The sequence below is a fragment of the Chryseobacterium sp. POE27 genome, assembly GCF_039727685.1.
Lineage (GTDB): Bacteria > Bacteroidota > Bacteroidia > Flavobacteriales > Weeksellaceae > Chryseobacterium.
The window spans coordinates 2,332,053-2,353,145 of the sequence record NZ_CP152475.1 but is presented as its reverse complement, the minus strand read 5'-3'; the positions used below and the strand labels follow the sequence as shown (position 1 = coordinate 2,353,145).

Annotated in this window: 20 protein-coding genes and 4 pseudogenes; 8 read left to right on the top strand and 16 right to left on the bottom strand. The window is 35.6% G+C overall.

Annotated features, from left to right (window positions below; genetic code table 11):
• Positions 1 to 53: 53 nt before the first annotated feature.
• The 4 genes and pseudogenes from accB to pdxA form a co-directional block, all read right to left on the bottom strand.
• A complete protein-coding gene (gene accB, locus AAHI02_RS11140) occupies positions 54 to 536 on the bottom strand; it encodes an acetyl-CoA carboxylase biotin carboxyl carrier protein (RefSeq protein ID WP_346983308.1) in 483 nt (160 codons plus the stop codon).
• A gap of 127 nt (positions 537 to 663) precedes the next feature.
• On the bottom strand, positions 664 to 867 hold the full coding sequence (rpmF, locus tag AAHI02_RS11135; protein ID WP_007843326.1) for a 50S ribosomal protein L32: 204 nt from the start codon (positions 865 to 867) through the stop codon (positions 664 to 666).
• A 59-nt stretch (positions 868 to 926) separates the two neighbouring features.
• Positions 927 to 1,448, bottom strand: coding sequence for a DUF177 domain-containing protein (locus tag AAHI02_RS11130; RefSeq protein ID WP_346983307.1), 522 nt, complete (start codon positions 1,446 to 1,448; stop codon positions 927 to 929).
• Between the two features lie 72 nt (positions 1,449 to 1,520).
• Positions 1,521 to 2,613, bottom strand: a pseudogene (gene pdxA / locus AAHI02_RS11125) (4-hydroxythreonine-4-phosphate dehydrogenase PdxA).
• A 49-nt stretch (positions 2,614 to 2,662) separates the two neighbouring features.
• On the opposite strand from pdxA, the gene AAHI02_RS11120 reads away from it, so the two are divergent.
• From AAHI02_RS11120 to AAHI02_RS11110, 3 genes are read left to right on the top strand one after another with little or no spacing between them, the layout of a single operon-like run.
• On the top strand, positions 2,663 to 3,259 hold the full coding sequence (locus AAHI02_RS11120) for a riboflavin synthase (protein ID WP_346983306.1): 597 nt from the start codon (positions 2,663 to 2,665) through the stop codon (positions 3,257 to 3,259).
• Positions 3,249 to 4,703 (top strand): HAMP domain-containing sensor histidine kinase, encoded by a 1,455-nt coding sequence (locus tag AAHI02_RS11115; RefSeq protein WP_346983305.1) that lies wholly within the window; start codon positions 3,249 to 3,251, stop codon positions 4,701 to 4,703. Before AAHI02_RS11120 ends, AAHI02_RS11115 begins: the two co-directional genes overlap by 11 nt.
• Positions 4,703 to 5,419: a methyltransferase gene (locus tag AAHI02_RS11110; protein ID WP_346983304.1), complete on the top strand. Its 717-nt coding sequence runs from the start codon at positions 4,703 to 4,705 to the stop codon at positions 5,417 to 5,419. The genes AAHI02_RS11115 and AAHI02_RS11110 overlap by 1 nt, the downstream gene beginning before the upstream one ends.
• Before the next feature lie 93 nt (positions 5,420 to 5,512).
• Here AAHI02_RS11110 and AAHI02_RS11105 read toward each other — a convergent pair whose 3' ends face one another.
• Both AAHI02_RS11105 and rpmH read right to left on the bottom strand, forming a co-directional pair.
• Positions 5,513 to 6,223, bottom strand: coding sequence for an ATP-binding cassette domain-containing protein (locus tag AAHI02_RS11105; RefSeq protein WP_346983303.1), 711 nt, complete (start codon positions 6,221 to 6,223; stop codon positions 5,513 to 5,515).
• Positions 6,224 to 6,376: 153 nt separating this feature from the next.
• Positions 6,377 to 6,535 (bottom strand): 50S ribosomal protein L34, encoded by a 159-nt coding sequence (gene rpmH / locus AAHI02_RS11100; protein ID WP_007843334.1) that lies wholly within the window; start codon positions 6,533 to 6,535, stop codon positions 6,377 to 6,379.
• A gap of 234 nt (positions 6,536 to 6,769) precedes the next feature.
• Here rpmH and AAHI02_RS11095 point away from each other — a divergent pair, with 234 nt between their 5' ends.
• Positions 6,770 to 7,777, top strand: coding sequence for a bifunctional oligoribonuclease/PAP phosphatase NrnA (locus tag AAHI02_RS11095; RefSeq protein WP_346983302.1), 1,008 nt, complete (start codon positions 6,770 to 6,772; stop codon positions 7,775 to 7,777).
• A gap of 15 nt (positions 7,778 to 7,792) precedes the next feature.
• Here the strand turns inward: AAHI02_RS11095 and AAHI02_RS11090 are convergent, their stop codons facing one another.
• The 7 genes and pseudogenes from AAHI02_RS11090 to tilS (AAHI02_RS11060) form a co-directional block, all read right to left on the bottom strand.
• Positions 7,793 to 8,542, bottom strand: coding sequence for a patatin-like phospholipase family protein (locus AAHI02_RS11090; RefSeq protein WP_346983301.1), 750 nt, complete (start codon positions 8,540 to 8,542; stop codon positions 7,793 to 7,795).
• Between the two features lie 42 nt (positions 8,543 to 8,584).
• Positions 8,585 to 9,367: an alpha/beta hydrolase gene (locus AAHI02_RS11085; RefSeq protein ID WP_346983300.1), complete on the bottom strand. Its 783-nt coding sequence runs from the start codon at positions 9,365 to 9,367 to the stop codon at positions 8,585 to 8,587.
• Positions 9,368 to 9,378: 11 nt separating this feature from the next.
• Positions 9,379 to 9,549, bottom strand: a complete 171-nt coding sequence (locus AAHI02_RS11080) for a hypothetical protein (RefSeq protein ID WP_346983299.1) — start codon at positions 9,547 to 9,549, stop codon at positions 9,379 to 9,381.
• Positions 9,550 to 9,950: 401 nt separating this feature from the next.
• The gene (locus AAHI02_RS11075) at positions 9,951 to 10,478 is read right to left on the bottom strand and encodes a biopolymer transporter ExbD (RefSeq protein WP_346983298.1); all 528 of its coding nucleotides are present in this window, start codon (positions 10,476 to 10,478) and stop codon (positions 9,951 to 9,953) included.
• Between the two features lie 219 nt (positions 10,479 to 10,697).
• Positions 10,698 to 12,759: pseudogene (locus AAHI02_RS11070) on the bottom strand (cytochrome c biogenesis protein CcdA).
• 2 nt (positions 12,760 to 12,761) lie between these two features.
• A complete protein-coding gene (gene tilS, locus AAHI02_RS11065; RefSeq protein WP_346983297.1) occupies positions 12,762 to 13,475 on the bottom strand; it encodes a tRNA lysidine(34) synthetase TilS in 714 nt (237 codons plus the stop codon).
• Positions 13,387 to 14,091 (bottom strand): tRNA lysidine(34) synthetase TilS, encoded by a 705-nt coding sequence (tilS, locus tag AAHI02_RS11060; protein WP_346983296.1) that lies wholly within the window; start codon positions 14,089 to 14,091, stop codon positions 13,387 to 13,389. Before tilS (AAHI02_RS11060) ends, tilS (AAHI02_RS11065) begins: the two co-directional genes overlap by 89 nt.
• Positions 14,092 to 14,176: 85 nt before the next feature.
• On the opposite strand from tilS (AAHI02_RS11060), the gene AAHI02_RS11055 reads away from it, so the two are divergent.
• From AAHI02_RS11055 to AAHI02_RS11040, 4 genes and pseudogenes are all read left to right on the top strand, one after another.
• Positions 14,177 to 15,010, top strand: coding sequence for an OmpA family protein (locus AAHI02_RS11055; protein ID WP_346983295.1), 834 nt, complete (start codon positions 14,177 to 14,179; stop codon positions 15,008 to 15,010).
• A 376-nt stretch (positions 15,011 to 15,386) separates the two neighbouring features.
• Positions 15,387 to 16,034: an O-methyltransferase gene (locus AAHI02_RS11050; RefSeq protein ID WP_346983294.1), complete on the top strand. Its 648-nt coding sequence runs from the start codon at positions 15,387 to 15,389 to the stop codon at positions 16,032 to 16,034.
• Positions 16,035 to 16,124: 90 nt separating this feature from the next.
• Positions 16,125 to 16,842 (top strand): annotated as a pseudogene (locus tag AAHI02_RS11045) (C40 family peptidase).
• Positions 16,843 to 17,401: 559 nt separating this feature from the next.
• Positions 17,402 to 18,585: pseudogene (locus AAHI02_RS11040) on the top strand (glycosyltransferase N-terminal domain-containing protein).
• On the opposite strand, the gene AAHI02_RS11035 reads toward AAHI02_RS11040, so the two are convergent.
• From AAHI02_RS11035 to AAHI02_RS11025, 3 genes are read right to left on the bottom strand one after another with little or no spacing between them, the layout of a single operon-like run.
• Positions 18,577 to 19,203, bottom strand: a complete 627-nt coding sequence (locus AAHI02_RS11035) for a deoxyuridine 5'-triphosphate nucleotidohydrolase (protein ID WP_346983293.1) — start codon at positions 19,201 to 19,203, stop codon at positions 18,577 to 18,579. The pseudogene AAHI02_RS11040 and the gene AAHI02_RS11035 overlap by 9 nt on opposite strands.
• Before the next feature lie 9 nt (positions 19,204 to 19,212).
• The gene (locus AAHI02_RS11030) at positions 19,213 to 19,971 is read right to left on the bottom strand and encodes a glycosyltransferase family 2 protein (protein WP_346983292.1); all 759 of its coding nucleotides are present in this window, start codon (positions 19,969 to 19,971) and stop codon (positions 19,213 to 19,215) included.
• A gap of 11 nt (positions 19,972 to 19,982) precedes the next feature.
• Positions 19,983 to 20,960, bottom strand: a complete 978-nt coding sequence (locus AAHI02_RS11025) for an acyltransferase (protein WP_346983291.1) — start codon at positions 20,958 to 20,960, stop codon at positions 19,983 to 19,985.
• Positions 20,961 to 21,093 lie beyond the last annotated feature (133 nt).

Below are 21,093 nucleotides of genomic sequence, written 5' to 3'. Positions count from 1 at the left end.
AATTAAGTCTGCAAAATAATTTTTATTCTGCAACCTAAAAACTGCAACCTAAATTAAGATGGATCTACTAAGAATAAAGGTTGGTCGTATTCTACAGGCGTAGCATCATCAACTAAAATCTTAACGATTTTTCCGCTTACTTCAGATTCAATCTGGTTGAATAATTTCATGGCTTCAATAACGCAAACTACTTTTCCGTTAGAAACTTCGTCACCTACATTTACGAACACGTCTTTATCCGGAGATGGCTTTCTGTAGAAAGTACCGATCATTGGAGATTTGATTGTTACATATTTACTATCATCAGATGCTGCTTCAGTACTTTGTGCAGGCACAGCCGGAGTTGCAGCCGGTGCTGGCGCAGCAGCCATCTGTTGAGGTGCAGTGTGATAAACTGCAGGTTGTGCATAAGCAACTTCACTACCAGCTAATGGAGTTTTAATAGTGATTTCGAAATCTTTAGTTTTGTACTTTACCTCAGAAACTTCTGCTTTAGACACAAACTTGATAAGATTTTGTATGTCTTTAATGTCCATAAATTTGATATTTGATTTTGGGTCAAAGATACCAAAAAATCGTAAAAAACAACAAAAAACCGCCAAATTTTATCAAAATCGGGCGGTTTTTGTATAAAAACGAGTGTTTTTCAGTGAAAAGCGACTCTTAATTTTCTTCAGTAGTTGCTACTTCTTTTTCCAATACTACTTTACCTCTGTAGTAAAGTTTTCCTTCATGCCAGTGAGCTCTGTGGTATAGGTGAAGCTCTCCTGTTGTTGCATCTTTAGCCAATTGAGGAACTACAGCTTTATAGTGAGTTCTTCTCTTATCTCTTCTTGTAGACGACTGTCTTCTCTTTGGATGTGCCATTTTCTAATAACTTTTTTAATTGATGAGCGATGAGATTCATCATCTCATCATTAAACTATTTAATTTTTATTCTTTAAATTTTTTAATGCGTCCCATCTCGGGTCGCTTTCAGGTTCTTCTTCCTTATTTTCTTTAGGGCTGAACTTTTCAAGAATGGCAAGATCTTCATCGCTGACATTCGGCGATATTTTTTTCATCGGAATAGAAAGTGCAACGTTTTCATAAATCAGCTGTGCTATGTTGAAAGCGTGATCATTGGAAGGAATGGTAATAACGTCTTCCTCGCTGTCGTCATATTCTTCTCCGAATTTTACCAAAACCCTGATTTCATTTTCGATGGGATGGTCGAAATTTTCGGTTGTGATATCACAAACCAATTCTACCGTGCCATTTACTTTGATCTCAAACTCCAGAAACGTAGTGTGTTTATCTAAAAAAACATCTACTGAAATTCTGGGATTCGTAAATTCCTGTTCAGTGTCAAATAATTGAAAGAACTCCTTATCTATCTCAAACCTGAACTCGTGCTTGCCGGTTTTTAGTCCGGAAAAGCTTACGTCATAGTTTCTTAACTTGTCCATAAAATGAGTGTGCAAAAATATGCAATTTTTTTATAATAACAAAAAATTCTAAAACAAATTAATTTAAAATCTTTATGCTTCAGATTCGTCCGGCAAATCTTCATCTATTCCGTTGTCTACAACCATTCTTTTAGGTTGCAGTCGGTTGGTCATCAAATCGTTGTATTCACTTCTGTTCCTGAAAATAGCAATAGCTGTGAATATAGCTTCTGTAAAACTCTGCTCATCAGCAATGTTTTTACCTGCAATATCATATGCCGTTCCGTGATCGGGGGACGTTCTTATGAAAGGAAGTCCTGCTGTATAATTTACGCCTTCTTCATAAGCTAAAGTTTTAAAAGGAGCTAAGCCCTGATCGTGGTACATGGCTAAAACGGCATCAAAACTTTTATATTTCCCTGGCTGGAAAAAACTGTCGGCAGGGAAAGGTCCGAACGCCAGAATTCCATTGTCTGAAAGTTCCTTGATGGCCGGTGCGATAATCTCAATTTCTTCTTTTCCGATTACACCGCCGTCACCTGCGTGTGGATTTAGCCCTAAAACGGCGATCTTTGGTCTTGAAATGTTAAAATCTTCAATTAAAGTTTGATTTAAAACCCGGATCTGCTTTTTTAATTTTTTCTTTAGAAATATTTTCGGCAACTTGAGCAATAGGGATATGATGTGTCAATACAGCAACTTTTAAATCCTCCGTTACCAGAAACATCAGCCCTTTTTTGTTGAATTTTTCTTCAAAATATCCGGTATGACCTGCATGCTTAAATCCCATTTTTACCATTTCATCTTTATTGATGGGTGCGGTAACGAGAACGTCGATTTCTCCTTTTAGCAAAGCTTCCGTCGCTGCCTCAAGAGAATCAATAGCCATTTTAGTAGATTCTTCTGTTGGTGTACCAAGCTCCACCGTAGAGTTTTCCTTTACCAGATTCACCATATTTAGCTTGCCGGCCTGCGCCTGTGATGCTTCATTAATATAATTGAAGTTTACATTCAGTTTCAGAATGTTTTTCTGATAAGTAAACAATTTTCCCGAACCAAAAATCACAGGAGTGAAAAAATCTGTAATTGTTTTCTCTGAAAGGGATTTCATGATGATTTCGGGACCGATGCCGTTGAAATCTCCTATTGAAATTCCTACTCTTACTTTATGGTTTTTTGGGTTCATTTTGATTATCTTTGAAGATTAATAAACTACAAATTTAGCAAAAAATAATATGTTCACAGGAATTATTGAAGCAGTTGGAACAATTGAAAAAATAGAGACATCCGGAAGTAACATTGATTTTACCCTGACGTGTCCTTTTACCCAGGAACTTAAAATTGATCAGAGTCTTGCTCATAACGGCTGCTGTCTGACTGTTGTGAAAACAGAAGGCGACCGATACGTTGTGACAGCCATTAATGAAACCCTTGAAAAAACAAATCTTGGGAAATGGAAAGTCGGAACGGTTGTCAATCTGGAGCGTTGCATGAAAATGGACGGAAGGCTGGATGGGCACATCGTTCAGGGACACGTTGATAAAACAGGTGAAGTTGTGAGCATTGAAAATAAAGACGGAAGTTATTTTATTACCATGTCATATGAAAATGACGGAAATTTTGTAACCGTTCCTCAGGGATCCATCACTGTAAACGGTATCAGCCTTACTGTTGCAAAAAGCGAAGACAATCTGTTTTCTGTTGCCATTATCCCTTATACATGGGAATTTACCAACATGAAATATTTAAAAAAAGGAGATAAAGTTAATTTAGAATTCGATATAATTGGTAAGTATATTGCTAGGTTAATTAAAAAACAGAATGTCAATTAGTATGTATAAAGGATATAGCTTAAGAAACCGTGTCTTTTTCGGATTCTTACTGGTATGTCTTTTGAGTGTAGTGGCTTCTTCTCTGGTTCCTTATTTTGTTTTAAGGGAAAATTCTGTGACTAAAAGCAGGATTGATATGCAGGAGAAAACGGGTGCGGTCATACGTTTTTTGGATTATGCCGTGAGTATGAAACATACGGAAACCAAAGATCTCCCCATACTTTTGGACAATAAGATTTTTGAAATTGCAGATATCAACCAGCATGATATTATTTTATATGATTTAAAAGGGAATTATTTACTTTCAAATAAAGAGGAAAGCCTTGTTGAGCAGAAAAAGGTTCCTATCAATATCATCAATAAAATACTTTCTACGAAAGCCAGAGTAGATATCAAGGGATATGATGCGTCCAAAGATGCTGTATTTACGTCTTCCTATCTGTTGTTGAAAAATAATGATCTTGAGCCGATCGCTATTGTCTATATTCCATTGTATCACAACGAATCGGCTTATTTTGACGTTCTTAATATTTATGTGAAATATATCATTCTGGTCGATATTTTTCTTATTTTATTCAGTGTGTGGTTCAGCTGGGTGATGTCTAATAATCTGGCCAAAAATATTACCAAGTTCTCTGATATGATTACCCGTATCACCTTATTTGAAAATGAAATGAGGCCAATCAGGTATTATAAAAATGATGAATTAAATGCACTTGCGAGAGCTTACAACAGAATGATTCTTCAGATTCAGGATCAGAAAGAACGGTTGCGCTTCAAAGCATCTGAGGAGGCGTGGAGAGAAATGGCCAAGCAGGTAGCTCATGAAGTGAAAAATCCGCTTACGCCCATGAAATTGACGATTCAGAATTTTGAAAGAAAATTTGATCCGGAAGATCCGAATATAAGGGAAAAAGTAAAACAGATGAGCAAAACGGTGGTCGATCAGATTGATCTTATTGCCACTGTCGCTTCGGCTTTTTCCGAGTTTGCCAAACTACCTGAGAAGAATAATGAAATCATCAATCTGAATAACGAAGTCGAGGATATTCTCCGTGTATTCAATGATGAAAGTGTTTTCATGCATTCCAACAAAAGCAATATTATGATTAATATGGACAAAATTTATCTGTCCAGAATTATCACAAATCTTGTTACCAATGCAAAACAGGCGGAAAGTGAGGAAAGAAAACTGATTGTCAATGTAGATGTAGAGCAGCATCAGAGAAGGGTAATGATTTCCGTTCAGGATAACGGGGTAGGTATTCCTGAAAACATTTACGAGAGAATTTTTGAGCCTAATTTTACTTCTAAAAACAGCGGGATGGGACTTGGCTTATCAATGGTAAGAAAAATGGTAGAAGATTATAAAGGAGAAATCAACGTAAAATCTGAAGTCGGAAAAGGATCAACATTTACGATTACGTTACCGACAAATTTATAGTGAAGCCTTTTACATTTAAACAGTTTAACATTCAGCAGTCGAAAGATGTTTTTCGGGTGGGAACTGATGGGGTCCTTTTGGGCGCTTTGGCCAATGTTGATCATGCTCTTAATGTTCTGGAAATAGGAACGGGAACGGGTTTGATATCCTTGATGCTGGCTCAGAGAAATGATAATGCCTGTTTTTTGGGAATTGATATCAATGAAGAAGCTGTAAGGCTTACAAGAATTAATTTTGATCACTCTTCATTCAGGTCAAGATTAGAAAACACACAATCCGATTTTAAAGATTTTGTAACAGAAAAAAGGTTTGATCTCATTGTATCTAATCCTCCTTATTTCGAGGTGTCAGATTCTGAAAAAGATAAGATCGCAAGACAGAATGTAGAGCTGAATTTCCAGCAGTTGATTTCAAAATCCTCACAACTTCTTTCTGAAAAAGGACTTTTCTCTGTCATAATTCCTGCTGAAGCCGGCAATGATTTTGTTAAAATTGCCGATGAAAATAATCTGTCTCTTATCCGGAAAATTAACATTAAAGGCATTGAAAATTCAAAAGTAAGAAGGCTTATCCTGGAATTTTCTTTAACTGAAAGCTTTCTGGAAGAATCTGAATTTATCATAGAAAAAAGTCCGAGACAATACTCGGACCAATATCTTGAACTCACCAAAGAGTTTCATGTTTTTCGTAAAGAAAACATTTATTTGAAAAATTAAGAATGTAGAAATATTGAGTTAAATCAGCCTAATTAAAATCCTGTTTATCTTAAAGTAGCTCTTAACTTCTTAAATGTTCTTAATGGTTAAAATTTACTCAAATAATTCAGCAGTATCCAAAACGGAAACTTTTCCGTCTTCACATCTGATCGCTTCTCCCGGAAAGTTCTGAATCATATGATAATCATGAGTTGCCATTACTACGGCTGCTCCGTTTTCTAAAGCAACCTGTTTTAATAAAGTCATAATTTCATTGGATGTTTCAGGATCGAGATTTCCTGTAGGCTCATCTGCTAAAATTAAGTCAGGATGATTAAGCAAAGCTCTTGCAATAGCAATACGCTGTTGCTCTCCACCGGAAAGTTCATGAGGCATTTTATGTTTCTTGCTTTTCATGTTTACACTTCCCAAAACTTCATTGATGCGGTCTTCCATTTTTGCCTTGTCATTCCATCCTGTTGCTTCAAGTACGAATTTCAGATTTTTTTCAACTGTTCTGTCGGAAAGCAGCTGGAAATCCTGGAAAACAATTCCTAATTTTCTTCTCAGGTTCGGAACGTCGGAAGCTCTCAATTTGTCAAGTTCAAAGCCGACAACAGCTCCATGCCCTGATGCTAAAGGAATATGCCCGTACAAGGTTTTCAGTAATGAACTTTTTCCGGAACCTGTTTTTCCGATAAGATAGCAGAATCTTCCTTTCTTGATATTTAGATTTACATCAGAAAGTACAGTGAAGTTTTTCTGTGCAATCTTGGCATGCTGCAGGCTGATGATGTTGTCTCCGGCAATATTTGTATGTGGCATAATTCGGTTTTAAAGTACTTTTTCTAAAAAATATTTCAGATTTTAAAAATAGGAAAAAGAAGAGTAAAGAACCTAAATTTTAGGAAATTTTAACAACAAAAAATGCCTGAAAAACTTCTTTTCAAGCATGATTCGTATATGATAATAAAAAGATTATCTCTTAGCGCGTGATGCACTTACAGTTAAACTCTTTCTGCCTTTAGCTCTTCTCGCAGCCAAAACTCTTCTTCCATTTGGCGTAGACATTCTTTCTCTGAAACCGTGTTTGTTTCTTCTTTTTCTTTCTGATGGCTGGAATGTTCTTTTACTCATTACTATATGTTTAAATCGTAATTATCTATTAATTTTCAGGTTGCAAAGATATGCAATTTTTTAAAAGCTACAAACTTTAGTGCTTTTTTTTTGATTTTTTTACGTGCTTTTTTGATGGATAATAGTAAAGCCTGATCGCATCAGAGTTTATCCGGATACAAAAATAATACTTAATGATTTATTTAAAAGCTCTATCTTTGGAAACTTAATTTTAAAGAAAAAAATAAACATCTCATGTTTACATCAGCGGAACTTTTAGAAATCAATACATTACTGTCTCCAGAAAACAAAATCGTAATACTTACCCATTACAATCCCGATGGAGATGCTATTGGTTCCAGCTTAGGTTTAAAACATTATTTAAAAGCCAGAGGTATTTTCGCTGAAGTCATCGTGCCGAACGATTTTCCCAAGTTCCTTAAGTGGATGCCGGAAGCGAAAAAAGTTTTGATTGCTGAATATAAAAGAAAAGTTGCTTTTGATCTGATCAACGAAGCAGATGTTATTTTCTGTCTTGATTTCAATGCGCCTTCAAGAATAGGTTTATTAGGCGACTGGCTTACGAAAGCTACTGCTAAAAAAATTCTTATTGATCATCACCAACAACCGGAGGACTTTGATTTCGTATATTCAGAAACGGTTATTCCTGCAACATGCCAGATGGTTTATCATTTCATTGAAGCACTTGGAGATGAAAAGCTTGTTGATAAAGACGTTGCAGAATGTCTTTACACGGGAATTATGACGGATACAGGAGGTTTCCGTTTCCGGTCTACGAGTGCAACAACGCATAGAATCATTGCTAATCTTATCGAGCAGGGAGCGGATCCTGCTATGATCACTTCGAATACCTGGGACACCAATACGGTTTCACGTCTTCACTTGTTAGCTTTGATTCTGGGAAGGATAGAAGTGGTGAAGGACGGTAAAGTTGCTGTGCTTTATCTGACAAGGGAAGAGCTGAAGGAATATGGCTTCCAGAAAGGTGATACGGAAGGTTTTGTAAACTACGGACTAAGTATTCTGGGAGTGAAGATGGCAGCTTTCTTTATGGAAGATTTATATGAAAATTTCATTAAAATTTCTTTCAGAAGCAAAGATGATATGGATGTAAATCAATTTTCAAGAAAATATTTCAATGGAGGAGGTCACATCAATGCAGCAGGAGGAAAATCCGATGAATCCCTTCACGAAACGATTGAAACTTTTAAAAATAGAATAGAAGCGGAAGAAAGTTTGTAATTAAATAAAATACTCTCAAATTCGCGAATATCCCTTTTCCTCAAGCTCTTTGCAGGTGTATTCATAAACTTCCTGAAACATGATGTCTAGAAATTTTTTGTTGAATAAACTAAACTTTGTCATTTTGGGCGGATCTAAGAAAATATCACAGGATTTTGCTTTAGAATAGACTGATTTTGCAATAGCAAGGTGAAGGATTCGGTCAAATTCTTTCATTAAGCTCATTTTCTCAAGACTGTCATAGCTGATGGAATTGACGTGAGAAGCAATTAAAAAATCACATTTGTCAATAATTGGCTCAATCGGAAGATTGTCTAAAACGCCGCCATCCACATATATTTTTTCGCCGATTTTCACAGGGGGCAAAACAAAAGGAACGCTCGATGAAGCGAGCAACGGACCAAAAAGTTCTCCTTCCGAAAAGAAATCTACAATGCCGTGCGTCATTTCGGTTGCGGCAACATACACCGGAATTTTTAAGACTTTAAAATCATCTTCCGGAAAGTGATCCATGAATAATTTCAAGATAAATTTTGAACTGAAAATTCCGTTTTTGGAGAGTTTCAGGTATGATCTTGAAAAAAAAGTGGTCTGTCTTACGATTTCCATCATTTCTTCCGGCGATTTTCCTAGAGAATAAAAAGCGCCTACGATAGATCCGGCGCTCGTTCCTGAAATGATATCGGGTTTAAGGTTATATTCTTCCAAAGCTTTCAGAACTGCTATATGTGCAATTCCGCGCATTCCTCCACCAGAAAGTGTCAAGCCGATGACCGGTTTCTTTTTTTTAACAAGAAATCCAGCATATCAGAAAACTAAATGTTTCGGTAAATTATGAAGAAGCTCCATATTGATGATCTCTGCGCAGATAGACGGCTTTTCCCAATGTCCGTTGTGTCCGCAGTCGAGAATATACGATTTGATGTTTGTGCAATCCGGAAGATGCTTAATCATTGTTTCAGTTTTTACAGCATTGTCGTGCTTACCGGCCAAAACTAAAATTTTGACATCAAGATTTTCAAGAACGTGTTTTTTATCAGTTCTTTCTACCATACCTTTTACCGAGGCAAGTGCACCCATATTGTTGGTAGATAATGCTACTTCAAGGGCAGTTTCTATCTTGCCTTCCAGGATATCTCTTTCGTTCGGATTAAAAAGATTCGGAATTCCGGCTCTGACATAATGCGGAAAAGCATCTTTAATGATTCTGTAGCTTTTAATGCGCTGTTCTTTTTTTTCTGTATCATCTGCAAGGTAAGATGAGAAAAATAATGTTAAACTTTTCAGGTATTCCGGATATTTTTCGGCAAAACCTAGAGAAATATAGCCGCCCATAGAATGTCCTAGGAGATGAACTTTTTGAAGGTTTTGATGGTCGAGTACCTTTTTTACTTCTTCTGCCATTAATTCCATCGTCTGAACTTCAGCAATAATATCTGATTGTCCGTGTCCCGGAAGATCGATTTTTAATAATGAAAAATTTTCAGAAAGATGGGGTTCCATGTCGCTCCAGATGGAAAGGTTTTCCATAAAGCCGTGCAGCAGAACCAGCGTTTCTTTTCCGTTTCCTTTGATTTGGTAATTCAACATAATTTCAATGATTAAAAATGGATGTCAATATAATCAACAAATCCCGAACCATTTACCATATCCTGAAGCCTGTATGTTTTTCCGCCGTCTTTAGACATGAAGGTTTTCGGTTTATTCCGTACATAAGGTTTGCCATTATCATTTTCAGAAATACTTTGCGTTAAGGTTCCCGAAAAATTCACGTGCTTATCCGAAACAACATTTGCGGTACCGTCAATAGTAACATAGTCTTTTCCGGATCTTATTTCTCCCGAAACTTTATAACGGTCTCTTTCTCCTTCAACTTTTGTGAAATTGATAGAGCCTTTATTGTTAATTAAATTATGAGTAAATATATGTTTTCCGCTAAAATCTCTGAAACGGTTTTGAGACTTTATGCTGTCATTAATTTTTGTTCTTGCGGCATTAATGGAATCTACAATTTTTGTGCTGTCTGTTTTGGTGGAAGTAGGAGCTGCCTCTTTTTTTAGAACATGAAATAAATAATGCTGTAATAGCTATTGCGGCTAGAAAGTTTTTCATTGAATAAAATTATACTCAAAAGTAAATAAAAAAAGAGCATTCTGAAAATGCCCTTTAATGTTTATTTGGTTAATTCATCATAAACTTTCTTTTCCCACGGTTTGATGTCGGTCACTCCGTATCGTTCTTTTTTGGAAATTGCAATGTTGTCTAATATATCTACAAAATTCTTGTAGTTGGCATCATCTGTAGGCTCAATGATGATGGTGAAATTTTCTTTTTTGGGAGCCTTATTATAAGCTTCGGAAATGATTTTGGTGATATTAATTCCACTGAAATCAGTTTCTTCTAAATTACTTTTATTTAAATCTTCCTTGCTCTTTTGATGGTAAAATACCCGGTTGTCTTTACCTAAAATAAATGTTACCTGATTATTAACATCAATTGGAGGCGTAGGTTTTGGAATTGGGTTCGGATCTTTCGCCGGCAATCCCAAATCCATTACATTAGGTTTTGTGAAATTTGTGGTAAACATAAAGAATGTGATCAATAGAAATCCTAAATCCACCATTGGAGTCATGTCAACGCGGATCATTTTTTTTCTTTGTTTGCTTCCTCCTTGCTTCTCTTGTGCAATTACTTCAGCCATAATTAATAGTTTTTAAATGTTAAACAATTTTTAAATAAGAGTATTAATTTTGTAATTATTATTAAAATTCAATACAAATTATATACCTATTGATGAATTTGTATGATGAATTTGTATTATTTGAATAATATTTGAGATATTTCTCTGTGGGTCAGTAGAATAAAAAAAACCTTTCCAGATTTCTGAAAAGGTTTTTAGTTATATGGGATATGTGTTTATTTATTCTTTTTTGTAATAATTCACTCCACATTCGAGGAATTTTTTGAAATCTTCTTTAGGCATATATCCTGAAACCGGCGTGTTAATGACTTTTCCGTCGGGAGTTATTAATACATAATGTGGCTGAGAATTATTATTAAAATTCACCTGCTGGAATAAGCTCCACCTGTCGCCGATGGTTTTTACTTTTTTTACCTGTCCGTCGCCCAGATCGATTTTTGTTTTCTGATCTTCAGGGAGTTCTTCTTTGTCGTCTACATAAAGAGAGGCTAAAACAACATCATTCTGAAGAATAGGCAGGATATCGTTTTCGCTCCATACAAATTCTTCCATTTTTTCGACAATTTTCACAGCCGTACCCTGTGAAGTCAATTAAGATCGGTTTGTCTTCTTTTTTAGCGAGTTCCACTGCTTTAAAGAAATCATGTTCGGGATGCATTCCTAGAATTCCGTCTTTTTCATCGTGGAAATAACTAACGTTCAGCGGAGGTAAAATCCCGCTTAGCAACTGCAGTTTCGGACGCTCTGAAGGAATTAAACCCTGAACAAGATAAATTACAAATCCAAATCCTAAAGCTCCAAGAATTTTTCGGGTAATAGAAATTTTAGGCTTTTTATCATCGTGCGGGAATCTGATTAATCCAAATAGATATAATGCTAAACCGAGTGCAACAAGGATCCAGATGACAATGAAAAGTTCTCTTTTCAATAAGAATGTTTTGGAAACCAAGTCTGCCTTTGATAAGAATTTTAATGCTAAAGCCAATTCTACGAAACCTAAAACAACTTTTACGGTATTCATCCAGCCTCCTGATTTAGGAAGACTTTGTAATGCCTGCGGGAATAAAGCCAACAATCCGAAGATGATCGCCCAGGCCAGTCCGAAACCTGCCAAAGCAAATGTCAGCAGCATAGGAACATTCGCAGAACCAGTTACGGCGCTTCCTAATAAACTTCCTAAAATAGGACCTGTACAGGAAAATGAAACAATTACCAACGTCAAAGCCATGAAGAAAATTCCTATAATTCCGCCGGCTTCTTCTGCTTTTGAAGATTTGTTCGCAATTGAACTTGGTAAAGTGATATCATAGTATCCGAAGAAACTTCCTGCAAAGAAAATAAATATGATAAAGAAGGCGATATTCAACCATACACTCGTAGATATTTCGTTGAAAATATTACCCGCAATTCCGTCAATAATATGGAAAGGAACACTTAGCAAAACAAAAATCAGCAGGATAAAAAATCCGTAGATAAAAGCATCTCTTTTTCCTTTCGCTTTATTCATGCTGCCTTTTGTAAAGAACGAAACCGTAAGCGGAATCATCGGAAATACACAAGGCGTAAGCAAAGCAATAAGCCCTCCGATAAATCCTAGGAATAAATACGTCCAGTAATTTTCAGCTACTTTTGTGGTAGCGGTTCCGCAATCCGTCAGTGGCTTTTGAAAGTCAATAGATTCTATTTTTAGCTGTTTGGGATCCAGCTTGGATATTTCTGTAACCGTAACTGTACCTTTTACCGGATTTTCTACTACCGTTTCAACCTTTGCAGAGTCTTTTGCCGGTTCATTCGTTGCAGTTGCAATTTCTTCCGGTGCGCCTTTTGGCGTTATCTGCTTGTTGAATTCCAACGTGTTGGGTGCCAAGCAAACTCTGTCATCACAAGTCTGGTAAGTAATTTCTGCAACCACATCTCCAGGTTTTGTAGCATCTTTTAATTTGAATTTTTGCTTAAAGCCTGCCGAATTAGAATAAAAAATAATTTTTCCTCCAAAAGCTTCAGAAAATTCTTCATGCTTTTTACCAACTTCAGTGAATTTGCCGATCAGTTCAATGTTCTTCCCCGAAACTTTATAATCAGTCGGAATTCCTGTGTCTTCCGGAATGTCTTTGGAATAAATGTGCCAGCCGCTTTCCATGGTCGCATTCAGTACGGCTTCGTATTGATTATCTCCTAACTCGTTGATTGTAAATTTAAATTTTACAGGATTTTTGATTTGTGCATTAATTCCTGTTGCTAAAAACAGCAGAACTAATAAAAACCAGTTTCTAAATTTCATTTTTACTTCTTATTAAAAATTTTGAGAACGTATCCGGACTTCTCATTTCCTGCATTTCTCCGGTCTTGTCTGTAAGGAATCACTCCGAGTACGGAATTTTTACTGTCGGTAAGAAGCCAGATTTTTTGCCTTGCTAAAATAGATATTTTTTCGTCCCTAAAAAACTTAGAAACTTTCTTTTTTCCTGAAAATCCTATGGGATAAAACTCGTCTCCTTCTTTTTGCCTTCTCAGTCGTAGTGGAAATCTTAGTTTTTCGGCGTCAAACTCCCATTCGAATTCATTATTGATTCCCTCAATTCCTCTTATATTTTCGAGATTAAGTGTGATTTGTTTTTTGGAAAAGTCAAATTTTTCAATTAAAAGAATCTCTTCGGGATCGTTTGTTTCAGATTTTCCAGCTTCCGTCTTTATTTCCGTAAAAACCAATTCGTCATAATTTACCATCAACTGATATTCTTTGGAAAAAAATGAACTGCCGTTTTCAGCTTTAAAAATTTTCGGAATTTCCTCTTCCTGATTAAAGCCGTATTTTTTCAATATTTCAAATTTCACGAAATCACTTTCCAAACCAAGCTGCTCTTTTGATAAAATTTTGTGGTAGGGGTTAAATATGGTAAGGCGGTTTTCAATTTCCTGAATCTGTTGCTGTACAAAATCTTTTGTCTGGTTTAAATACAATGAGCTTTTTTTTGAAGTTTTCAAGGAAATGGTCATTCGTCTCTAATAATTTAGGAACGATCTCATGGCGTATTTTATTCCTTAAATAATCATTTTTTTGATTGGAAAGATCTTCGCGGTATTCAATATGATTTTCCTTCGCAAAAGTATAAATCTCCTCTTTTGTATAAGGTAATAGCGGGCGTAGAATATTGTTTTCGTTAGCTGGAATTCCGCTTAAACCGTTTATTCCGGCTGCTTTTGAAAGATTGATGATAAAAGTTTCCAGCTGATCGTTCAGATGATGAGCGGTAACTAAAAAATCCAGATTTTCCTTTTCCTGAATTTGGCTAAAAAAATGATACCTCAATTCCCTTGCCCACAGCTGGATGGAATTTTCAGGTTTTTTGTCCTTACCGGAAACTTCATATAAATGAAATTTAATATTGTTTTTTTTACAAAAATCCTGTACAACTTTCTGATCCAGATCAGAGTCTTTTCCACGCAGTTTATAATTAATGTGGGCTACCTGAAATTGTAATCTCAAATCATTAAAACAATGCGCTAAAACCATAGAATCTACACCACCACTTACCGCCAGAAGGTAAGTCTTCATCGCAGAATACCGAACGAGGTTCTCTAATTGATTTTTAAAGTCGGAGGCTTTCAACATGTATGCTGAGAATTTCTTTGTGCAAAGATAATCGATATAATTAAAATGAATTTTGCTACCTTTGGTCGTCTAAAAATGATTATTTATGAAAATTTTTAAAATCTTAGCAGTATCTGCAATGGTGTTGGGAATGACATCTTGTATCAGCAAAAAACAGTATGATGCACTGAGTTCAAATTACAAGCAATGTATTGAAAACGTGGGTGAAAGACAGAGGGAAATTCAGGATCTGAAATCTCAGAACTCTGCTTTGGCAAGCGAAAATGGCTTATTAAAAAGCCAGCATGATGCTTTGAAATCTTCATTGGATGCATGTCTTTCCAATACAGGAAAAAGCTCTGCCAATATTGATAAGCTGGTTGGCGAGATCAATTCTTCAAACTCTTACATCAAGCAATTGATTTCAAATAATGCTAAAAATGACAGCTTGAATTTAGCTTTATCGAACAAGCTTAAAAGATCTTTGGATAACGTAGCAGACAGCGATGTTCAGGTGAAAGTTTTGAAGGGCGTGGTAATGATATCGCTTTCCGACAAAATGTTATACAAAACCGGTGACTATAATGTATTGCCTGCGGCACAGGAAGTACTAGGAAAGGTTGCTAAAGTAATCAATGACTACGATAAATATTCTGTATTGATCGAAGGGAATACGGATAATGCGCCTTTAAATTCTCCAAACCTTCCTAAAGACAACTGGGATCTTTCTGCCTTGAGAGGTACTGCTGTTGCTAAGGTTTTACAGAGTCAATTCGGGGTTGATCCTGCAAGAATCACCGCCGGAGGACGTTCTGAATACAATCCTAAAGCAACCAATATGAGTGTTTCCGGAAGAGCTGAAAACAGAAGAACGGAAATCATCATCATGCCTAAACTTGATGAATTCATGAAGCTAATGGACATCGCGCCTAAGAAATAATTACAACAACATTCAATCAATAAAAATCCCGAAGCAACTTCGGGATTTTTTTTTCAATCAAATTAATTCTTCTTTTTTCAATAATGAAATAATTCGCTGCAAAAATGAATTGGATGTTTCCGGTTTAGTTTTTTTTACAGAATCGGTCTTACTCTTTGGCAATTCTTTTCTGATGCTCTCTTGGTTAATTTGTTTTGCTCCTGCATCCATTTTAGTTAGTGTTTTTACCCTGATCCAAATGTACAGCTAATTCAAAAGGTACAACATCCGTGTTTTCACGGTAATTTTCCGGGGATATTTACGATGCCGAATGTTTAAAGATTCTTTATACTTTTTGTTTATATTTAAGTAAATTTGAATCAACAAAATTTGTAGAATGAGCTTTTTTGAAGAAAAGAATCCCGAAATGGACCGATACCTGGAAACGCACGCTTCCTCGGAGCCTGAAATCCTGAAAAAATTAAGAAGGGAAACTTACCAGAAAACAACGCAGCCTCATATGATTTCCGGCTACCAGCAAGGAAGATTATTAACGATCATCTCAAAAATGTTACAGCCAAAAAACATCCTTGAAATCGGAACTTTTACAGGATATGCAACGCTTTGTCTGGCTTCCGGTCTGGGTGAAAACGGTAAAATTACTACTCTTGATGTCAATGAAGATCTCGCATATCTTCCAAGAAAATATTTTTCGGAAAGCGGATTTTCTTCTCAGATAAATTTCAAACTGCAGGACGCTAAAGAATTTTTAAAAGAAACCGACGAATTCTTTGATCTTATCTTTATTGATGCTGACAAAGAGAATTACGCAGAATATTTCAGACTGATTAAGCCACGGACGAAATCCGGATCTGTCGTTATGTTTGATAATGTACTCTGGTATGGTAAAGTATTGGAAGAAAACCCGAAGCAGAAGTCTACACAGGTGATCAAGGAATTAAATGATTTAATTGCAAAGGACGATGATTTTGAAAATCTTATTTTACCTTTGCGGGACGGAGTTAATTTTCTGAGAAGAAAATAAAATTAAAAGATTTAAAAATTAAATTCTTAAAGGATTAAGCAGTCTCTAATTTTTTAATCTTTAAATCATTCAATCTTTTAATGAAAACAAATGAATAAAGGAATTTGTATTGTTACGGTAGCACCCGTTCGTGCAGAAAGTTTTGACAAAGCGGAAATTGTCACGGAAATACTTTTTGGTGAAAGCGCTGATATTCTTGAAGTGAATAAAAACTGGACCAGAATAAAAATGCACTACGACGGCTATGAAGGATGGATGGATACAAAACAGCTGAAACCTGTGACAGATGAAGAACTGGCTAATCGTAAAGTAACGGTGGTGACTGAAGATTTTTCTTCCGTTCTGATGCATGACGGAAAAACTTTACTTTCCATGGGCTCCGAAGTTGAGTTTCCTGTGGTGGCGTCGAGAAGAAGTCATGATGTGCGGGAAAGTATCGCTTTAACAGCCAAAGAATTTCTGAATGTTCCCTATTTATGGGGTGGCAAAAGCTTTTTTTGCGGTAGACTGTTCCGGATTTACCCAGCTTGTGTACAAAGTTCACAATATAAAATTACCACGGGATACTTCGCAGCAGGTTGAGGTAGGAGAATCATTAACATTTGTCGAAGAAAGTCAACCCGGTGATCTTGCATTTTTCGAAAATCCTGAAGGGAAAATCATTCATGTCGGGATTATGCTGGACAACCAGAAAATCATTCACGCTTCCGGGAAAGTACGAATCGATACGCTGGATTCTACCGGAATTTTTAACAAAGAAATCAATAAGCATACTCATAAACTGAGAGTTATAAAAAGTATTATTTAAATTAAAATGATATGAAATGGAAAATATCTTTCTACTGATTTTTGATTTTTTTTAATTTTGGATTGCTGTTGTTTTTATGGTGGTTTACTGTAAAACATTATAAGACTTTACCCGACACAATTCCTGTTCATTTTGATTTTGAGGGCAAAGCAGATAGCTTCGGAAGTAAGAAATATGCATTTTTAATGCCTGTCGTTTTATCGGCTTTATATTTTTTATTTGCATTTATTATCAGAAGTCCTGAATCTGCCAATTTTCCGGTACAAATTACCGAAGAAAATGAACACGCTCAATTTCTAATTATGGAAACTTTTTTAAGATGGCTGTTTCTTTTAATCTCATTGATTTTTTTGAATAGTCAGGATTATATGTTCAGATATTCCTTCGATGAAAGTGCAAAGCCGAAAGTTGCACTGTCGACATCTCTTTTTTCTGTCATTGGAAGTTTAGTTGTTTTATTCATTTTTGTGGGTATTTTTAAATGATATAATTAATTATTACATCTTCAGTTAAATGGCTTTTTTTCTACAATATATTTATCAATCTGCTGATCTTCGGGATGAAGGTTTTTTCTTTATTTAATGATAAAGCAAAAATGGGAATTCAGGGGAGAAAAGAATCTTTACAAAAAATAAAATCCGGATTTTCAAAATCTGATAAAGTGATCTGGATGCACGCAGCAAGTCTTGGTGAATATGAACAGGGATTACCGGTTCTGGAACAGTTAAAGGGAAGATTATCAGACCATAAAATCCTTATAACCTTCTTTTCGCCATCAGGATATGAAAACGTGATCAGAAAAAAAATATTGCGGATGTCATCTGCTATCTTCCTTTCGACAAAAAATCTCATGTAAAAGAATTTGTGTCTGAAATTAATGTTGATCTATTTTTTACGGTAAAATATGATTACTGGTATAATCTTTTGGAAGTTCTGAAACAAAAAGGAACAAAAACATATGTGATTTCTGCGCTTTTTTATGAAGCACAGTCATTCTTTACCTCATACGGCAAATGGTTTGTAGCGGAATTGCAGAAAAATATCGATTGGTTTTTTCATCAGACGGATATGTCGTATGCGCTGGCAAAAAGCGTAGGTCTTACAAAATCTTCCGTGACCGGAGATACAAGGTTTGACCGTGTAAAACAGCTTCAGAATCAGGATAATCATATTGAATTTATCACAGATTTTATTGGTCGTGATAAAGCGGTAGTTTTTGGAAGTTCCTGGCAGGCAGAAGAAAAAATTGCTGAAGAAATTTTTCAGGTAAGTCCTTACGCAAAACTCATTCTGGCTCCGCATGATCTAAAAAGAGTTCAGCATTTAAAGCAGATTTTTCCTGATGCCATTTTATACAGTAAAATTAAAGAGTCGATGCCGGATTTCCGGTCAAGGGTTTTAATTATAGACAGTATCGGCTTGCTTTCGAAATTATATTCTTATGCAGATATTGCTGTTGTAGGGGGCGGATTTCACGATGCCGGGCTACATAATATTCTGGAGGCAGCTACTTTTGGTGTTCCCGTAATTTTTGGAAATCATTACCGTAAAAATCCCGAAGCCGATGAGCTGATCTCCGCCGATGGAGGGAAGTCTTTTGAAAACACCGGTTTGGCCGCAGATTTTGTAATGTTTCTTATTAATAACGAAGAAACGCTTCGCGTGATGTCAGCAAATGCAAAGAAATTTGTCGCTGAAAAACCCAACTCAACAGCTTTGATTATCAACAAAATCTTATCTTAAAAATCCCTGACTTTTTATTTCTTTAATAATAAGATCAAAGTTCTCCGGAATTTTATCACTCGTAAGCCAGTTGAAATCTATTCCGTTATTGATGAAAAGTTTTGATAGATAATTGTTTTGGAGAATTTTTCCATGCAATTCGTCGAGATGTTCATCAATTTCCATCCAGTAATCTGCGTCCAGTTTTTTAGTCAGGAGCAAAGATTTTACAGTTTTATTGATGATATAAAGATAAAGTTTGTAAACATTATCAAATCTTAACCGGCTGAGGTCTTCATTATAGTCAAGAATTTTGTTAATAAGCAGAAGATTCAGCGAAACCTCTCCGAATTTATCGGTCGTGATTTTCACGTGTTCCGTGATTTCAGCGCTAATTTTTCTTATGATGCTCAGGAAATACTTTTGATTGCTGATGTACTTTGAGGCAAGTAAAACTTTTTCGGCGACGATTTCTTCCATCGCATCGCGTTTATTGTCAGTAGTCTCAGGATCAATGAGTTCGAAGTATAATTTTTTGGATAAAAGCTTATCTTTTTTTAATAATCTGAAAATCAGACGATCTTTTTCTACGGAAGAAAAATTACTGATAGCAGCCTTAAAATCTTTTGAATATTCCATTTTTTAAAATTAATTAAAAAATTTCGAATATTTTAAAAATCCGTTGACTGCCCAGTTTGCTGTATAATACAAAGATTTGATTGTAGAAAATCCCATGAAATCTTTATAGACTAAATATTGATCTTTAATGATATTCTTTTTCTTCCTCGAAACACTGTTTTCACGCATTCTGTATTTGGCGAGAGTTTGTTGCAGAGGATATCCTTTCGGGATTTCTTTTAAAAGATTCAGCCACATGACGTGGTCTTCACGTTTGCTTTTTACCGGGAAGAAAAATTTGCCGGTTCTTTTCGTATCATACATCGTGGAAACCGGAGCTAGTCTGCATGTTTTCAGTAAATTTGAAAAAGTAACGATGGTATCTGCTTCAAAATCTTTAAGAACGGGTTCCATGGTGTATTCGCTGCATCTTGAATAATTGCAATAAACAAGTTCTGCATTATTCTCCTTCATATAATTAATCATGGTTTCAAGATATTCAGGATGCCACAGATCATCGGAATCAAGAAAGGCAATGTATCGTCCTTTGGCTCTTTCGAGACTTTTATTTCGTGCGTTTCCGGCACCACCGTTCTGTTCCAGAACCTGAAGTTTTATTCTCGGATCCGTATATTTCTGTAGGATCTCAACGGTATTATCCTTGGAAAGATCATCTGTAATCAGCCATTCCCAGTTTTCGTAAGTCTGGCTAAAGACAGAATGTATGGTTTCCTCAATGAATTCTGCGGAATTGTATGAGGGGGTAATAATGGAAACAAGTTCTTTCATTTGTACTGATGTTATAAAAATTTTTTCTCATAAAAATGCCATGAACATATCCCTACCGATACGACAATAATCATACATATAAAGGCCATTAAGTAAGGATTATAATCCCGGAAAAGGCCCAATGTGGTAAAAACCCGGATGATAGGAAAATGAAAAATATAAATCCCATAAGTGAAATCTCCGTATTTTCCGAAATTATTTAAAAACTTAAAAGAATAAGCGATATACAGAACGATAATGCCGATCATAACAGGCGAGAATAATGTGATGTTACATATCATATCTATCCAGACAGTCGTCACGGCAATGATAAAAAGTGTGTTTTTGTTCTTAATAAATTGATCAAAATTAAAGTAAATCAGCATTCCCGGAATAAAATAAGATAAAGTCCCGGGAAGCTGTTTGGCTGCTGAAATCTTATCTGCTGATTCAAAATAATTAAGATAAGTAAGAGAAAGAAAATAAAGTATGACAAGACTGATGTTCCGGTATTTATTATTTTTCCCGAACAATAAAAAAAGCAATGGAAGACAGAAATAATAAGATATTTCTATTTTCAGGGTCCATAACGCGCCATTCACTGCCTGATTTCCAAAAACTCCAGGAAGCCAGGGTGCTTTAAAATTCAAAAATAAAGAATTCCAGAAAAGATATTTATAAACCTGCGAATTGCTGAAATATTCTGTGAAAGAATAAGTGCTTACAAGACTCAATAAGATTGCACAAAGAAATATAACCAACAAATAGGCGGGAACAATTCTTCTGATTCTTTTGCTTAAATAACTTTTCAGGCTGGACGATCTTTCATAGCTTCTTGCGATGAGAAAACCGCTTATCACAAAGAAGCCAAAAACTGCGATTTCTATGGGACTATATTTTAAGATTTTAAGCTCATCGGAGGCGCTTAAAGTTCCCAGATGACCTAAAAATACAATAAAGGCAAGGAGAACACGGAGGAAATCAAAATTATTTTTCGTTATGTCACACATTTGTATTTGTTTTGTACAAAAATAGTTTTTTTCGAAGAATATATATGAATCTCAACCTTAATATTTTGCTAAAAACTATTATTATACTGCTCAAACAGCTTGATATTATTGAAAATATGCAAGTTTATAATAA

What these genes read in the sequence shown, in the direction of transcription:
- accB (WP_346983308.1), bottom strand. Translation starts at nt 536, where the DNA reads ATGGACATTAAAGACATACAAAATCTTATCAAGTTTGTGTCTAAAGCA.
- rpmF (WP_007843326.1), bottom strand. Translation starts at nt 867, where the DNA reads ATGGCACATCCAAAGAGAAGACAGTCGTCTACAAGAAGAGATAAGAGA.
- AAHI02_RS11130 (WP_346983307.1), bottom strand. Translation starts at nt 1,448, where the DNA reads ATGGACAAGTTAAGAAACTATGACGTAAGCTTTTCCGGACTAAAAACC.
- AAHI02_RS11120 (WP_346983306.1), top strand. Translation starts at nt 2,663, where the DNA reads ATGTTCACAGGAATTATTGAAGCAGTTGGAACAATTGAAAAAATAGAG.
- AAHI02_RS11115 (WP_346983305.1), top strand. Translation starts at nt 3,249, where the DNA reads ATGTCAATTAGTATGTATAAAGGATATAGCTTAAGAAACCGTGTCTTT.
- AAHI02_RS11105 (WP_346983303.1), bottom strand. Translation starts at nt 6,223, where the DNA reads ATGCCACATACAAATATTGCCGGAGACAACATCATCAGCCTGCAGCAT.
- rpmH (WP_007843334.1), bottom strand. Translation starts at nt 6,535, where the DNA reads ATGAGTAAAAGAACATTCCAGCCATCAGAAAGAAAAAGAAGAAACAAA.
- AAHI02_RS11095 (WP_346983302.1), top strand. Translation starts at nt 6,770, where the DNA reads ATGTTTACATCAGCGGAACTTTTAGAAATCAATACATTACTGTCTCCA.
- AAHI02_RS11085 (WP_346983300.1), bottom strand. Translation starts at nt 9,367, where the DNA reads ATGTTGAATTACCAAATCAAAGGAAACGGAAAAGAAACGCTGGTTCTG.
- AAHI02_RS11075 (WP_346983298.1), bottom strand. Translation starts at nt 10,478, where the DNA reads ATGGCTGAAGTAATTGCACAAGAGAAGCAAGGAGGAAGCAAACAAAGA.
- tilS (WP_346983297.1), bottom strand. Translation starts at nt 13,475, where the DNA reads ATGACCATTTCCTTGAAAACTTCAAAAAAAAGCTCATTGTATTTAAAC.
- tilS (WP_346983296.1), bottom strand. Translation starts at nt 14,091, where the DNA reads ATGTTGAAAGCCTCCGACTTTAAAAATCAATTAGAGAACCTCGTTCGG.
- AAHI02_RS11055 (WP_346983295.1), top strand. Translation starts at nt 14,177, where the DNA reads ATGAAAATTTTTAAAATCTTAGCAGTATCTGCAATGGTGTTGGGAATG.
- AAHI02_RS11050 (WP_346983294.1), top strand. Translation starts at nt 15,387, where the DNA reads ATGAGCTTTTTTGAAGAAAAGAATCCCGAAATGGACCGATACCTGGAA.
- AAHI02_RS11035 (WP_346983293.1), bottom strand. Translation starts at nt 19,203, where the DNA reads ATGGAATATTCAAAAGATTTTAAGGCTGCTATCAGTAATTTTTCTTCC.
- AAHI02_RS11030 (WP_346983292.1), bottom strand. Translation starts at nt 19,971, where the DNA reads ATGAAAGAACTTGTTTCCATTATTACCCCCTCATACAATTCCGCAGAA.
- AAHI02_RS11025 (WP_346983291.1), bottom strand. Translation starts at nt 20,960, where the DNA reads ATGTGTGACATAACGAAAAATAATTTTGATTTCCTCCGTGTTCTCCTT.